Genomic DNA, 14,192 nt, shown 5'->3' on the forward strand with positions numbered 1-14,192 from the left:
AACCAGGCAATCATCTCCGCATCGATCGGATCGTTCTTGGCAAGTTGCCCGGCCGATCTTGCGAAGTTGCGCACCCGCTTCGGATCGACAATCAGGGTTTCGATATCGGCCTCGCGCAGCGCCTTGACCCACTCTCGCTCATAGCCGCCGGACGCTTCCATCGCTGCTTTAGTGATCTTGTACTTGCGAAGCCAACGGATCAGCATTCGCCGTCCCTCTGCCGTGCTCGCGAACGTCCGCCGTTGCGACAATGATCGAATACACACATCCACCTTGTCCTTGGCCACGTCGATACCGGCGACAACAAGATCGTTTTGTGCCATCATCCAATCCCTTCCTTGCTCGGTCCGGGCTCGAAGCCCATGCAACTGTTCGGGTTGAGGAAGACCACCGGATCTGTCCCTCGCTCCCCGACAGGCTCACGGCCTTTGAGCGCGACCGGGCTCAGATCCAGCAACGGGCGGTTTTGCGAGAACCGCCCGTTTGCACATTCTGGCAGATTTCCCAGACACAAGAGCGCGACATAAGCCGTTCCAACCATCCGCGCAGGGAAGGCCGGGATGTCTCCGGTTGCCCTGTTGTCCGCTATGCATGAAGCACACGCAATCTGCTCTTGGCATGGCGGTCCATCGGAGCCAACCGGCTCCCGGTCTTCCCTGCGCCTTCTTTCATGAGAGGGCAAGGCATCGAGACAAAGCTCGGGCGAACAAGCCGCGAGGATGCGAAGATGTGTCTGCGATTGAGCTGGGCGTTAGAGGTCGCAATGCCGACGTTGATGCAGTTGCGCGACGCCGCGTCCACTTCAGCATGCGTAGAAGCGCAACCGTCATAGTCTCTAACGCCCACTAACCAACACCTGACTTAAAACTGTCATAATCACCGAACGGAACCTGCGCCTGTGCGCTCTTTACACGCCGTTAAGCGCACCTGCATTGGGATGCGCCCGCATAGTGCGTTGGGGACTGCCATGAGTGCCGCAAAGAAAGTGCCGGGAAAACCGGCCGCCGAAATGTTCGATGACATCCCGGTGCTTCAACGCAAATGGCGTGCCGCGTTGAAGCCGGGCGAACGGCTGCCGCGTTACGAGGACGTGATGCTCGGCAGCCTCGGACGACTCGCCGACCATATTGCGCTGCTGAAAGGTGACGGCGCGCTCGAACTGTCGCGCAGCGGACGTTACGTGCAGAAATGGCTCTGCGAGGAGCGCTGGGACATTCCCGTCGCGGAGCTGTCGCCCGACTGCGCCACAGCGCTGACGGAAGCGGCCGCGATCGCGCTCGCAACGGGGCGGCCGCATCACGCGAGCGCGCATTGCGTGCGCGACGGCATGGTCAGGACCTACGATCTACTGGCGCTGCCGACCGCCTCGCGCTGGAGCGCGACGCTGGTCGGCACCTACATCAACGAGCGCGGGACGCAATATAATCTCCTCGACGCAATTTTTTCCGCGACCGATGACGCGGTCGTCTCGCTGACGACGCTGCGCGACGCAAGCGGCAAGCCGTTCGATCTCCAGATCGTGCACCACAACAAGAGTGCGAGCGCGCTGCTGAAGGCCGCGACCGGAAGCCTGCTATGGCGGCGGGTCAGTGAGGCAGGCACGCTGCTGGCCGCGCCCGAGATTATGGACTTCCTGCTCAAGGCCGTCTCGGGCGGCCGCTGCGAGCAGCTCGAGATCGAGAGCGACGGACGACACCTGCGCCTCGGCACCACCGCCTTCGCCGACGTGGTCTCGTTGACGATCTCCGACGTCACCGCATTGAAGCGGCGCGACGCCTCGTTCCGCCTGCTGTTCGACAACAACCCGATGCCGATGTGGGTGTTCGACGCACAGACTAAGCAATTCCTTGGCGTCAATGACGCCGCGGTCCAGCATTACGGTTACAGTCGCGCCACCTTCCTGCGCATGAAGCTGCACGAGATCTGGCCCGAGGACGAGTGGAAGAGCCACGCCGAGGCGCTCGAGCGCGTCGGCGATGCCTATCATTCCTCGCGCAACTGGCGGCACTTACGCGCCGACGGCAGCGAGATCGAGGTGCTCACCTTCGGCCGGCGCGTCGCCTTCGACGATCGCGACGGCTATCTGGTCGCGGTGGTCGACATCACCGAACGGCGCAAGGCCGAGGCGCGGATCGCCCACATGGCCCATCACGACGGGCTCACGGACCTGCCGAACCGCGAATATTTCCAGGAGCGGCTGAAGCAGGCGCTCGACCAGGCCGGCGGAAAGCGGGTCGGCGTGCTCTACATCGATCTCGACCTGTTCAAGAACATCAACGATTCCTTCGGGCATCCGGCGGGCGACCGCCTGCTCAAGCAAGTTGCCGAACGCCTGACCAATGCGGTTCGCGGTGCCAATCTCGCGGCGAGGCTCGGTGGTGACGAGTTCGCCGTCATCCTGGCGGCCGACGTCTCGCCGAACGAGGCCAGCGCCTGCGCGACCCTGCTGATCGACATGTTGAAGGCGCCCTATGAGATCGATGGCCAGGAGATGGTGATCGGCGCCAGCATCGGGATCGCGCTGTCACCGGGGGATGGCATGACGTCCGAGGAATTGATGCGCAACGCCGACATGGCCCTGTACCGGGCGAAGTCCGACGGCGGCTGCGTGCACCATTTCTTCGAGCGCGAGATGGACCTTCAGGCGCAGAAGCGCCGCGACATGGAGCTCGACCTGCGCCGCGCCTTTGCCAATGGCGAGTTCGAGCTGCACTACCAGCCGTTGGTGTCGATCGCATCCGACCGCATCTCCGGCTTCGAGTCGCTGTTGCGCTGGCGGCACCCGGACAAGGGCATGATCTCGCCCGCCGAGTTCATTCCGGTCGCCGAGGACATCGGCCTGATCACCCAGCTTGGCGAATGGGTGTTGCGCGAGGCCTGCGCCGAAGCCGTCAAATGGCCTGGCGACGTCAAAGTCGCGGTCAATCTGTCGCCGGCGCAATTCCGCAGCCGCAATCTGGTTCAGGTCGTGATCTCCGCTCTGGCGCAGTCCGGCCTGTCGTCGAGGCGGCTCGAGCTCGAGATCACCGAGTCGATCTTCCTGGCGGAGACCGAATCCAACCTCGCCACGCTGCATCAATTGCGCGAGCTCGGCGTCGGCATCTCCATGGACGATTTCGGCACCGGCTATTCCAGCCTCAGCTATCTCCGCAGCTTCCCCTTCGACAAGATCAAGATCGACCGTTCCTTCATCAAGGATCTGGCGCAGCGGCCCGATTGCGGCGCGATCGTGCGCGCGATCTCCGGTCTTGGCCGCAGCCTCAACATCACCACCACGGCGGAAGGCGTCGAGACCGAGGATCAGCTCGACTGGCTGCGCGCCGAGGGCTGCAACGAGGTGCAGGGCTTCCTGTTCAGCGCAGCGCGGCCCGCCGCCGAGATCGCAAAGCTGCTCGCCGATTTCGGCCAGCGCGCCTCACGGGCGGCGTAGATCCGGAGGATAGCAATCGTAGACCAGTGCCTTGAAGGCGGGTGTGATGCGGCTGCGCTCGTTCTGGGTCTGCTGCATCATGAGGTAGGCCATGTCGAGCTTGGGATCGACGCCGAAATAGGTGCCGCTGCCACTGTCCCATTTCAACTCGCCGATCGAGCCCGGCGGCGGCGGTTTCGCGTTGCCGGGATCGGTGCGCACCGCAAGACCGTAGCCATAGCCGAAGCCGTCGCCCGGGAAATAGAAATAGTCGCGTCCGACGCCGGACCCTGGTCCGATGTGGTCGGTCGTCATGGCCTTGAACGCAGCCGGGCTCAGATAACGCTTGCCCTCGAACTGGCCGCCGTTGAGCAGCATCTGCGCGAAGCGCTGATAATCGGTGATGGTCGAGAGCAGCCCACCGCCGCCGGACTGCCATTCGGGATGGTCGAGGCGCTCGCGCTCGGCGGCGAGCAGGATGAAATCGTTCGGCAGCGGCCGCGCCATCCGCGCCAGCTCGTCCTCCGTCGCCAGCGCAAATTTGGTGCTGCTCATGCCGAGCGGATCGAAGATGCGTGCTTTCAGGAATTCGTACAGCGTCTGGCCCGAGATGATCTCGATGACGGCGCCGAGCACGTCGGTGGAATGACCGTAGCGCCACAACGTTCCCGGCTGCCGCGCCAGCGGCAGCTTCGCGATCCGGTCGGCGAATTCCCTGTTGTTGAACTGACCTTCGAAGATATTGGCGGCCTTGTAGGCCTGCTCGACCCATTTGCCGCCAATATAATCGTAGCTGATGCCCGAGGTGTGCCGCAGCAGGTCCTCGATGTTGACGGGACGGACCGGCGGCACGAGATCGAGCTCCAGCTTGCCGTCGGGCTTGGTAATCTCGAGGCCCACCTTGGTATCGGCGAAGAGCGGGATGTATTTCGACACGGGGTCGGTGAGCGCGAGCTTGCCCTCATCGATCAGCATCATCGCGCCGAGGCATGTGATCGGCTTAGTCATCGAGTGGATGGCGAAGATCGTGTCCGGCGTCATGGCAAGGCCGGTCCGGACGTCGCGCACGCCGAACGTCTTGAAATAGACCGGCTTGCCGTGCTGCTGGACCAGGATGACGGCGCCCGGCAGCCGGCCGCTCGTTACCTCGTTGTTGAAATATGCGGTGATGCGATCGAGCCCGTCGGGCGACGGGGAAGGGATGTCGGCGGCGCGACCTCGCGCCATCGAGCCGGCGAGCACCGCGGCTCCGACCAGAAACTCACGCCGTCTCATCCGGGCTTCCTCCCTCGGCGGGATCAAAGCCGCAAGACGCCAAGGGCGTCAACAAGACATCGATTAAAAACGCGTCACGATCTCCGCAAGGAACGGTCGCGGACGGTCTTCGCTTGGCTTGGTCGGCGTGCCGATATGGACGAAGCCGGCGAGCTTTTCGTCCGGCTTGAGGCCGAGGCCGTCCAGCACGTCGCGATCGAAGGCGAACCAGCCGGTCAGCCAGCAGGCGCCGTAGCCGAGGGCGGTTGCGGCCGTGACGATGTTCATGGCGCTGGCACCCGCCGACAATTCCTGCTCGAAGGCCGGCACCTTCGGATGCGGCTTGGTGAAGCTGACGACGCCGATCACCAGCGGCGCGTCGGTGAGGCGCTTGCGCTCGATCTCGATGTCGGCGGTGGGCGCGCCTGGATTCTTCCGGGCAAAGACTTTTGCGATCACCTCGCCGGCGCGCTGGCGGGCATCGCCCTCGAAAATGATGAAGCGCCAGGGCGCCAGCTTGCCATGATCAGGCACGCGCGCGCCGATGGTGAGGATGGTCTCGAGCTCGGCTGCGGAGGGGCCGGGCTCGGTCATCTCGCGCGGCTTGACCGAGCGGCGTGTCTTCAGGAGTTCGATGGCATCGGGCACTGCGATATTCCTCTTCAACTGGTCGGCGGACGTTCAGACCCGAGATAGGCATGCACGCCCGCAACCGGAAGCGAATTTAGATCGATTTCAGGGATCAGAGGGCGCCACGCGCCCGCTGGACGTCCGGCGGCGTTGCCTCGTGGACCAGCGCGGCGATCGCCTCCTGCGTCGTCATCACCTTCTGGCCGTCGCTGCCGAGCCGGCGGACCGAGACCGAATGCGTCTCGGCTTCCTTCTTGCCGACCACGAGCAGCGCCGGGATCTTGGCCAGCGAGTGCTCGCGGACCTTGTAGTTGATCTTCTCGTTCCGCAGGTCGATCTCGACCCGAAGGCCTGCGCGCCGCGCCTGCTCAACGACCTGCTTGGCATATTCGTCGGCTTCCGAGGTGATGGTGGTGACCACCACTTGGACCGGCGAGAGCCAGAGCGGGAAGCTGCCGGCATAGTGCTCGATCAGGATGCCGATATAGCGTTCCATCGAGCCGCAAATCGCGCGGTGCACCATCACCGGCGGTTTCTTGCCGCCGTCATGGTCGATGTAGAACGCGCCGAACCGCTCGGGCAGGTTGAAGTCGACCTGGGTGGTGCCGCACTGCCAGTCGCGACCGATGGCGTCGCGCAGCACATATTCGAACTTCGGGCCGTAGAAGGCGCCTTCGCCCGGATTGATCTCGGTCTTGATGTGGTTGTTCTGCGACTGGATCTCGCGCAGCACCGTCGCCATCACACGCTCCGCGTGATCCCACATCGCGTCGGTGCCGACGCGTTTCTCCGGCCGGGTCGAGAGCTTCACGGTGAGATCGCCGGTGAAGCCGAAGTCGGCGTAGGTCGACAGGATCAGGTCGTTGATCTTCAGGCATTCCTCGGCGAGCTGATCCTCGGTGCAGAAGATGTGCGCATCGTCCTGGGTGAAGCCGCGCACGCGCATCAAGCCGTGCATGGCACCGGAGGGCTCATAGCGATGCACCACGCCGAACTCGGCAAGGCGCAAAGGCAGGTCGCGATAGCTTTTCAGGCCGTGCTTGAAGATCTGCACGTGACCGGGGCAGTTCATGGGCTTGAGCGCAAACCAGCGCTTATCCTCGGCCTCGTCGCCGGCCGACTGCGCCGCGAACATGTTCTCGCGATACCAGCCCCAATGGCCCGAGGTCTCCCACAGCACCTTGTCGAGGATCTGCGGCGCGTTGACCTCGCTGTAGTCGCCGGTCAGGCGTCGCCGCATATAGGCGATGAGCTGCTGGAAGATGGTCCAGCCCTTCGGGTGCCAGAACACGACGCCCGGACCTTCCTCCTGGAAATGGAAAAGGTCGAGCTCGCGTCCGAGCTTGCGATGGTCGCGCTTCTCGGCCTCCTCGATCTGCTTGAGGTAGGCGTCGAGGTCCTCCTGCTTGGCGAAAGCGGTGCCGTAGATGCGGGTCAGCATCGGGTTATTGCTGTCGCCGCGCCAATAGGCGCCGGCGACCTTCATCAGCTTGAAGGCATTGCCGACCTTGCCGGTCGAGGTCATGTGCGGGCCGCGGCAGAGATCGAACCAGTCGCCCTGGTAGTAGATCTTGATCGGCTCGTTGCCGGGAATGGCGTCGACCAGCTCGACCTTGAAGGCTTCGCCCTTGTCGCGGAACACCTGTTTGGTCTTTTCGCGATCCCACACCTCCTTGGTGAAAGGTTTGTCGCGCGCGATGATCTCGCGCATCTTCTTTTCGATCGCGGCAAAATCTTCCGGGGTGAACGGCTCGTTGCGGAAGAAGTCGTAGTAGAAACCGTTCTCGATCACCGGGCCGATCGTGACCTGGGTGCCCGGCCACAGCGATTGCACGGCTTCGGCCAGCACGTGCGCGCAGTCGTGGCGGATCAATTCGAGCGCGCGGGGATCATCGCGATGGACGAACTCGATCCGGGCGTCGGCCTCAATCGGGTCGTTGAGGTCGGCGAGCGTGCCGTCGAGTGCCATCGCCACAGTGCGCTTGGCCAGCGACGGCGAAATGCCCTTGGCGATATCGAGGCCGGTGATGCCCTTGTCGAACTGACGCTGGGCGCCGTCGGGGAAGATGAGGGTGACTCTGGGGGCGGGGGTCGCGGGCTTCAGATTGGAGAGGCTGTACTGGAAGCCGGACTCGGATTTGGGCTGGTCGGTCATTGCTTTACTCCTGAGGCTCACTCCTGCGAACGAGCGCAGGTAAGCGGGAACGAGCGATATATCAGCCGATTCGGCCTGCGCAATCCGGCAATTCCAAGAAAGTGGCGCGCAAAAGCCGGGACGGTGCACCAACTATTTCAGACCGTGCCCTTTAACAGACCGCAGCTCTGCTCTACATGCACTTGCATGGAAAGATCGCCTGCTGTCCGCCGCTTCGCGCCAACCGCTCTGATGCTCGGCAACATCGTCACCGGCTGCTCGGTGCTTGCGCCGGCGGGCATGCTGCCGGAATTGGCGACTGGGCTCGACGTCAGCATCCATGCGGCCGGGCTCCTGATCACCTTTGGCGCCATCACGCTGTGCATTGGTTCGCCGCTGACGGCCTGGCTCACCAGTCGCATCGAACGGCGGACGCTGCTCACGACGACGCTGGCCGTGCTTGCTCTCGGCAATCTTGCCTCGGCCTTTGCACCCGATTATGCGAGCCTCCTTGCAATCCGTCTGGTGATGCTCGCGATCGGCGCGCTCTATACGCCGCAGGCTGCCGGCACGGCGGCGCTGATCGTGCCGGTGGAGCGACGCGGCAGCACCATCGCCTACATCTTCCTCGGCTGGTCGCTCGCTGCCGCCGTCGGCCTGCCGCTGATCACCTTCATCGCCAGCCGCTATGGCTGGCGCGCCGCCTATGGCGAGATCGGCGCGCTCGGCTGCATCAGCTTCCTGTTGCTGCTGCTGCGCCTGCCGGCGGGCCTGAAGGGCGCGCCGGTGGACATCAAGACTTGGGCCGAGGTCGCCCGCAGCAGGGCCATCCTGCTCCTGCTCGCGATCACCATGCTGCAAATGTCCGGGCAGTTCGTGGTGTTCACCTTCATGGGCCCGCTGCTCAAGAAGCTCACCGGCGCCGGACCCGATGCCATCGGCATCGTGTTTGCCCTGTACGGGGTCTGCGGCTTCCTCGGCGTCGCCATCGCGACTCGCATCGTCGATACCTGGGGGCCTTATCGCACCTCGCTGCTGTTCACCTGCCTCCTGCTTGCGGGGGTCACGGGCTGGGCGCTCGGCGCCGGCACGCTTGTCTTGATGGCGGGCGCGGTCGCGGTCTGGGGCCTTGGCTTTGCCTCGACCAATTCGATGCAGCAGGTGCGGCTGGTCGCGGCCGCGCCATCACTGGCATCGGCGACCGTGGCCCTCAACACGTCCGTCCTCTATATCGGTCAAGCGCTCGGCTCGGCCATCGGCGGATTACTGTTCGCCCGCGAGCTCCTGCACACGCTCGGCTTCGTCGCGGTCGGTTTCGTGGTGCTGGCGCTGCTGCTGGTGCTCCTGACCAGGCCCCGGCGGGCTGCCGCCGCAACAGCCTGAATCTCGCAGCTTCCTATGCGCAAGGTGCTTGGCAAACCGAGCATGAGGGCGCTAGAACGCCATGCATGGGGACCAAAGAGAGTTGACTGAAATGAGGATGATTCTGGCGGTTGCCGCGGTGCTCTATTCAGCCTCCGCATTTGCGCAAGCCGACAAGCCACCGATGGTGGGGGACAAGCCGCTGGTGCAGGTCAAGCCCAAAGGGACCAAAGAGGCTGCGGCCAAACCAGCTGCGGCGGCGAAGGGTAAGCCGCAATCGATCGCGGCGCGGCTCCAGGCCTGCCTCGAGATCGACGACGGCACCAAGGACCGCCTCAACTGCTACGACGCCGTGATCCCGCCGGCGCCGAAGCCGAAGCCGGCGAAGGCCAAGGGCTACGCAGACTGCCGTTTCTTCAAGGAAGAGGACGAGCGGCTGGCCTGCTTCAACGGCTTTGCCGAGAGCATTCCGAAGCTGCCGAAAACCTAAGCGAGAGACCGGGCCCCTCGGCGCCTTAGAGTCACGTCCGTTTAGCGGCTCGATGCGGGTGGATTGGTAGAGGCCACGCGCGTGAGCGCGAGCGCGGGCGTCGCCGACATCTTCACCAGCACGTCCTTGAGCGGATCCCGCGTCCAGGCCCTCGTCACGTAGTCGCGATGGGTGATGCCCTCGCCAGTCTCGACGAACACCACGCTGCCGGGCCGCAATGGCTCGTCCATGTCCTCGGAGACGCTGATGCCCTTCTGCCGCAGCAGGCTCATCAGCTCGCGGTCGCGCCGCGCGGTGTAGCGGGTGTAGGCGCTGACGAAGAAGCCGGAACGGTGGCTCTCGATCCAGGCCGCGAACTTGTCCATTTCGCCATAGACGGCGTCGAGCAGCACGACGCCGCGGACGCGGTCACTGATGCCGCCGACCTCCAGGCTCCAAGCCGTCGGCAGGAAGCCGCCGCTATAGCCGACGATCACGATCGGCATGTTGGCGAAGGCCCGCGCGCTGTTGGGATCGCCGGTCAGGCGGGCGAGGTGGTTGGCCGATTCCTCCATGAAGCGCTTGAAGCCGCCCGCCTGCCAGAATTTGCCGGCGCTGGAATCGGCGGCATCGACTGCCATCTGCGGCGCAAGCAGGACGGCATTGGCGCCGGAATCGGTGATCTGCTTCGGCACCAGCTGCCGGTCGCGCACATCGCGCTCGAGCGTGGCGCCATTGCCGTGGAAGAACACCACGATCACGCCCGGCTTGCGAACGTCGAAATGCTCTGGGACGTGCACCAGCACGCGGCTGTCGCTGTAGGTTTCGTCCTGCCAGTAGACGCGCCCCGAATAGCTGCGGTGGCCGCGGCGGTCACCCTTGGAGATGTTGAGGAAGGGTGCGTCGGAGGCGGGGTTGTTGCCGAAATAGGGAAAGGCCGACGACTTCATGCTGACGAGCGTCGTCAGGTCCTCACGGGGCGGGCGCTTGTAGGGGAGCTGCGGCTCGAGCGAAGCGACCTTGTAGGGCGCCTGCTCAGCCTGGGGCTGCTGCTGGACGGCGCGCTTGGGCGAGAAGTCCGACATCTGCCGTTGCAGCAAGCTCTCGCTCGCCGAGGGGAAACGCTCCTTGAACTGCGGGGCCGGAAAGCGATCTTCGAACGTGTCGCCGCTTGCCACCTGCGCATTTGTCTTTGCGACGACCTGCACGTTGGCCTGCGAGTTCGCCGCGAGCGCCGCCGGATTGGGGGCCTTGCCGCATTGAACCAGCGTCAGCGACAGCGGCACCAGGGCTAGAATCAAGCCGACCCGGAGCACACGACCGCGCGCGCCGGACGTCGTCCGATCGGCACGCGCGTTCGCTCTCAGTTTCGGAACGGCCCCGACCATCCACCCATGACCCCAAGTCACGTCCATCGGCAATTTCAAATCAATTCAGCCGACTGGCGTTTAGGTGACGTTAAGCGTCCAGAGAAATTTCCCCACATCCGGAACCGTCAAAGGGACCATACAATCGTGTCGTGATTGTGGGGAAGGGAAAAGGGATTCTCGGGGGTGGTGCAGCTTTATCGCCCAAGACCGTGCGTGAAAGGTGTCAACATACCCGTCACGCCTGCCTCATTTAACCCTTGTTAACCCTGCTTGAATTGACTGGATCAATCTGCACGATGCCTCCCGATGAGGCGTGACGCCTGAGGCTTGAGAACCCCGATGACGGCATCAGATGCGGGTACCGCGCCCTGGACTGGCCGGCTGACCGAAAGCGGGTCGGGGGTCTCTGTTCTGGTCGCAACCGCCATCGTCATTGCCGACATGATTGGGGTCGGCGTCTTCACCAGCCTCGGCTTCCAGGTCAAGGACATCCCGTCCGGCTTCTCGATCCTGCTGCTCTGGACGGTCGGCGGCATCGTCGCGCTGTGCGGGGTGTTCTCCTACAGCGAGTTGGGCGCGATGTTTCCGCGCTCGAGCGGGGAGTACAATTTCCTCGGCCGCGCCTATCATCCCGCCTTCGGCTTTCTCGCCGGCTGGGTCTCGGCCACGGTGGGGTTTGCGGCGCCAGTCGCGCTCGCCGCGATGGCGTTCGGCGAATATGCCAAATCGGTCGCGGACGATCTGCCTCCGATCCCGCTCGCCATCGGCGTGGTGTGGCTGGTCTCGCTCGTGCAACTGACCGGCGTCAGGCACTCCTCGACGTTCCAATTGATCTCGACGATTTTGAAGGTCGTGCTGATCGTCGCCTTCCTGGTGGCCGGCTTCGTCATCGGCGTGCCGCAGCAGATCGCCTTCACGCCGCAGCCGGGCGATCTCGCCCACATCGTCAGCGCGCCCTTCGCGATCGGGCTCGTCTTCGTGATGTACTCGTTCTCGGGCTGGAATGCCGCGACCTACATCATAGGCGAGATGACCACGCCGCAGCGGAGCCTGCCGCGCGCATTGCTTGTGGGCACGCTGATCGTGCTCGTCCTCTATGTCGCGCTGAACGCGGTGTTCCTCTACTCGACGCCGGTCAGTGCGCTGGCGGGCCAGCTCGACGTTGCCAGCGTCGCCGGCAGCGCCATCTTCGGCGGCCTCGGCGGCCGGATCGTCGGCGCGATGATCTGTGCCGGTCTGATCTCCTCGATCAGCGCGATGATGTGGATCGGCCCGCGGGTGATGATGACGATGGGCGAGGACATTCCGGCGCTGCGCGTGTTCTCGCAGCGATCGGCGAACGGTGCGCCGGCCTATGCCATCCTGTTTCAGCTCGCCGTCGCGACCCTGCTGCTGTTCACGCGCAGCTTCGAGGCGGTGCTCGACTTCATCCAGTTCGCGCTGCTGTTCTGCTCGTTCTTCACCGTCGCCGGCGTCATCAAGCTCCGCATCACCGATCCCGATTTGCCGCGGCCCTATCGCGCCTGGGGATACCCGTTCACGCCGCTCGTTTTCCTGCTCGTGACCGCGTTCATGATGTACTACCTCTTGATCGAGCGGCCGGTGCAGTCGCTGTCGGGGATGCTCGTCATGCTCTCGGGTCTGTTGATTTATGTCGTCTTCCGCAGGCGGCCGGTGGCCGCTGCCGCTTCACCACATCGCGAATCGACATGATCCGACCCCTGAGAATTGCGGCCGTCGCTCTTGCCTTGCTGGCTGCGGCTGTCTCGTCCGCACGCGCCGCCGACGTCACCTTCGACGACACTGCGCGCTTCCTTGCGGGCATGCAGCCGTCGGCGGACTCGCCGCTGGTGCCGCTCACGAAGGATCCAGGCTGGCAGCGTCATGCAAAATTCTTTGACAGCGCCTTCGCCCAGCTCGAGCAGCGGCAGCTCTCGAAGATCCGCAATTGGGCCGACGTCAATCTCGCCGCGCCGCGGCCAACCATGTTCTACATGTTCAGCGGCCCGGACTTCCTCTACGCCAATGCCTTCTATGCCAACGCCAGCACCTACGTGCTTGGCGCGCTGGAGCCGGTGGGAGCGGTGCCCGAGCTGACGCGGCTGCCGCGTAGTTCGATCGGCGCTGCGCTCTACAACGTCGAGCGCTCGCTCGGCTCGATCCTGAGCTTTTCCTTCTTCATTACCAAGCAGATGAAGGTCGACCTGCACGCCAATCAGGTCAACGGTACGCTGCCGATCCTCTATGTTTTCCTCGCGCGCTCCGGCAAGACCATCCGCAATGTCGAGATGATCGCGCTCGACAACAAGGGCGGGGTTCACACGGCCGGCGACAATCCGGGACCCAACGCGACGCATGGCGTCCGCATCACCTTCGCCGGCAGCGACGGGGAAGCGCGCACGCTGTATTATTTCTCTACTGATCTTTCCAATTCCGGTGCGCGCGCGGCCGGCTTCCTGAAATTCTGCGAGACGCTGGGCCCCGGCAACAGCCTGCTCAAGAGCGCGTCCTATCTGCTGCATTCCGGCAATTTTACCCTCGTGCGCGACTGGCTCCTCGCCAACAGCGCCACCATCATCCAGGACGATTCCGGCATTCCGCTCGCGAACTACAATGCACGGCAATGGCGGTTCTTTCCGTTCGGCCGCTATCTCGGTCCGATCGATGAATTCGCAAGCCGCTACCAGGAGCGCTATGCCGAATTGTTCACGCGCGCCCAGCCGATCGATTTCGGCGTGGGCTATCGCTGGCGGACGCACGAATCGAACTTGCTGCTGTCGGTGAAGGTGCCGGGCAGCGAGATCGCGCCGGCGGAGACCACCTCGTCCGCCGAGCCGTCGTCAAAGCCGCCGCGACCGAAGCGGCTACGCCCGCCGGAGTCGATCCCGCCGCAGTCCGGACGTTTCTTCTGGTTCCGCTAGCTACCAGTGCACATTCTGGCTCGGCACGATGAACGCCGTCGTGCTTGGCGGCGTGGCGAAGCTCGTCGCCAGATACCAGCCGGAGCCGAGCACGAACACCAGTAGGGCGACGATCGCGAGCAGATCGATGATTCTGGGATCGTGATGGCCTCTCCGACCAGAATTGAGACCAGGTCCGGAGGGAAAATGACGGCTGATTTTCCAGCGCATTGTTGTTTCCTCCCGATGGGAGCATCACATCAACGCGAGGCGAGAGTTCCGGTTCCGACCGCGACGGCACAGCACCGCAGCACTCAGGATGCGTTGACCCCGCGCCAGCGGCCGTAGCGCCAGGGCACATACCAGCGCGCGCCTTGCGGTGCGGTGAGCGGTACGTTGTCGATGCCCGAGGTGCCGAAGGGATTGCAGCGCAATAGGCGCGCGAGTGTCATCCAGCCGCCGGCCCAGAGTCCGAACCGTTCGATCGCTTCGTCGCCGTAGACGGAGCAGGTCGGCAGGTGCCGGCAATTGTAACCAACCAGAGGCGACAACGTGTGCCGATAGAGCCAGATCAGCGCGCGGCCGAATCGGCGCGGGAGCCGGAGCGCGCCCGCGACCGGGCTGGAACAGTGCTCGCAGGCTGAATGCTTCATGTGCGCTTTGC

Annotated in this window: 12 protein-coding genes; 5 read left to right on the top strand and 7 right to left on the bottom strand. The window is 64.1% G+C overall.

Annotated elements, in window-relative coordinates; translation table 11 throughout:
• Positions 1 to 326, bottom strand: a 326-nt coding sequence (locus IVA96_RS15575) for a transposase (RefSeq protein WP_247418115.1), incomplete at its 3' end; no start/stop codon positions are given.
• Between the two features lie 641 nt (positions 327 to 967).
• On the opposite strand from IVA96_RS15575, the gene IVA96_RS15580 reads away from it, so the two are divergent.
• Positions 968 to 3,430: an EAL domain-containing protein gene (locus tag IVA96_RS15580; RefSeq protein WP_247280870.1), complete on the top strand. Its 2,463-nt coding sequence runs from the start codon at positions 968 to 970 to the stop codon at positions 3,428 to 3,430.
• Here IVA96_RS15580 and IVA96_RS15585 read toward each other — a convergent pair.
• From IVA96_RS15585 to thrS, 3 genes are all read right to left on the bottom strand, one after another.
• Positions 3,416 to 4,684, bottom strand: a complete 1,269-nt coding sequence (locus IVA96_RS15585; RefSeq protein ID WP_247418117.1) for a serine hydrolase domain-containing protein — start codon at positions 4,682 to 4,684, stop codon at positions 3,416 to 3,418. The genes IVA96_RS15580 and IVA96_RS15585 overlap by 15 nt on opposite strands.
• A 63-nt stretch (positions 4,685 to 4,747) precedes the next feature.
• Complete coding sequence (locus IVA96_RS15590; protein WP_247280872.1) at positions 4,748 to 5,311, bottom strand: nitroreductase; 564 nt, start codon at positions 5,309 to 5,311, stop codon at positions 4,748 to 4,750.
• 94 nt (positions 5,312 to 5,405) lie between these two features.
• Entirely contained in the window at positions 5,406 to 7,448 is a 2,043-nt protein-coding gene (thrS, locus tag IVA96_RS15595) for a threonine--tRNA ligase (protein WP_247280873.1), read from the bottom strand.
• A 186-nt stretch (positions 7,449 to 7,634) separates the two neighbouring features.
• Between thrS and IVA96_RS15600 the strand changes: the two genes are divergently transcribed.
• On the top strand, positions 7,635 to 8,810 hold the full coding sequence (locus tag IVA96_RS15600) for an MFS transporter (protein ID WP_247418120.1): 1,176 nt from the start codon (positions 7,635 to 7,637) through the stop codon (positions 8,808 to 8,810).
• 91 nt (positions 8,811 to 8,901) lie between these two features.
• Positions 8,902 to 9,279 carry a hypothetical protein gene (locus tag IVA96_RS15605; protein WP_091889385.1) on the top strand — a complete coding sequence of 126 codons (378 nt, stop codon included), beginning with the start codon at positions 8,902 to 8,904 and terminating at the stop codon, positions 9,277 to 9,279.
• A 41-nt stretch (positions 9,280 to 9,320) separates the two neighbouring features.
• Here IVA96_RS15605 and IVA96_RS15610 read toward each other — a convergent pair whose 3' ends face one another.
• Positions 9,321 to 10,646: an alpha/beta hydrolase gene (locus tag IVA96_RS15610; RefSeq protein WP_247418197.1), complete on the bottom strand. Its 1,326-nt coding sequence runs from the start codon at positions 10,644 to 10,646 to the stop codon at positions 9,321 to 9,323.
• A 321-nt stretch (positions 10,647 to 10,967) separates the two neighbouring features.
• Between IVA96_RS15610 and IVA96_RS15615 the strand changes: the two genes are divergently transcribed.
• Complete coding sequence (locus tag IVA96_RS15615; protein WP_247280876.1) at positions 10,968 to 12,341, top strand: amino acid permease; 1,374 nt, start codon at positions 10,968 to 10,970, stop codon at positions 12,339 to 12,341.
• A complete protein-coding gene (locus IVA96_RS15620; protein ID WP_247418122.1) occupies positions 12,338 to 13,549 on the top strand; it encodes a hypothetical protein in 1,212 nt (403 codons plus the stop codon). The genes IVA96_RS15615 and IVA96_RS15620 overlap by 4 nt, the downstream gene beginning before the upstream one ends.
• Here the strand turns inward: IVA96_RS15620 and IVA96_RS15625 are convergent, their stop codons facing one another.
• Both IVA96_RS15625 and yidD read right to left on the bottom strand, forming a co-directional pair.
• Positions 13,550 to 13,759: a hypothetical protein gene (locus IVA96_RS15625; protein ID WP_247280878.1), complete on the bottom strand. Its 210-nt coding sequence runs from the start codon at positions 13,757 to 13,759 to the stop codon at positions 13,550 to 13,552. It abuts the gene before it with no gap.
• Between the two features lie 83 nt (positions 13,760 to 13,842).
• Complete coding sequence (yidD, locus tag IVA96_RS15630) at positions 13,843 to 14,181, bottom strand: membrane protein insertion efficiency factor YidD (RefSeq protein ID WP_247280879.1); 339 nt, start codon at positions 14,179 to 14,181, stop codon at positions 13,843 to 13,845.
• Positions 14,182 to 14,192: the final 11 nt, after the last annotated feature.

The organism is Bradyrhizobium sp. 159, assembly GCF_023073795.1.
Classification (GTDB): domain Bacteria; phylum Pseudomonadota; class Alphaproteobacteria; order Rhizobiales; family Xanthobacteraceae; genus Bradyrhizobium.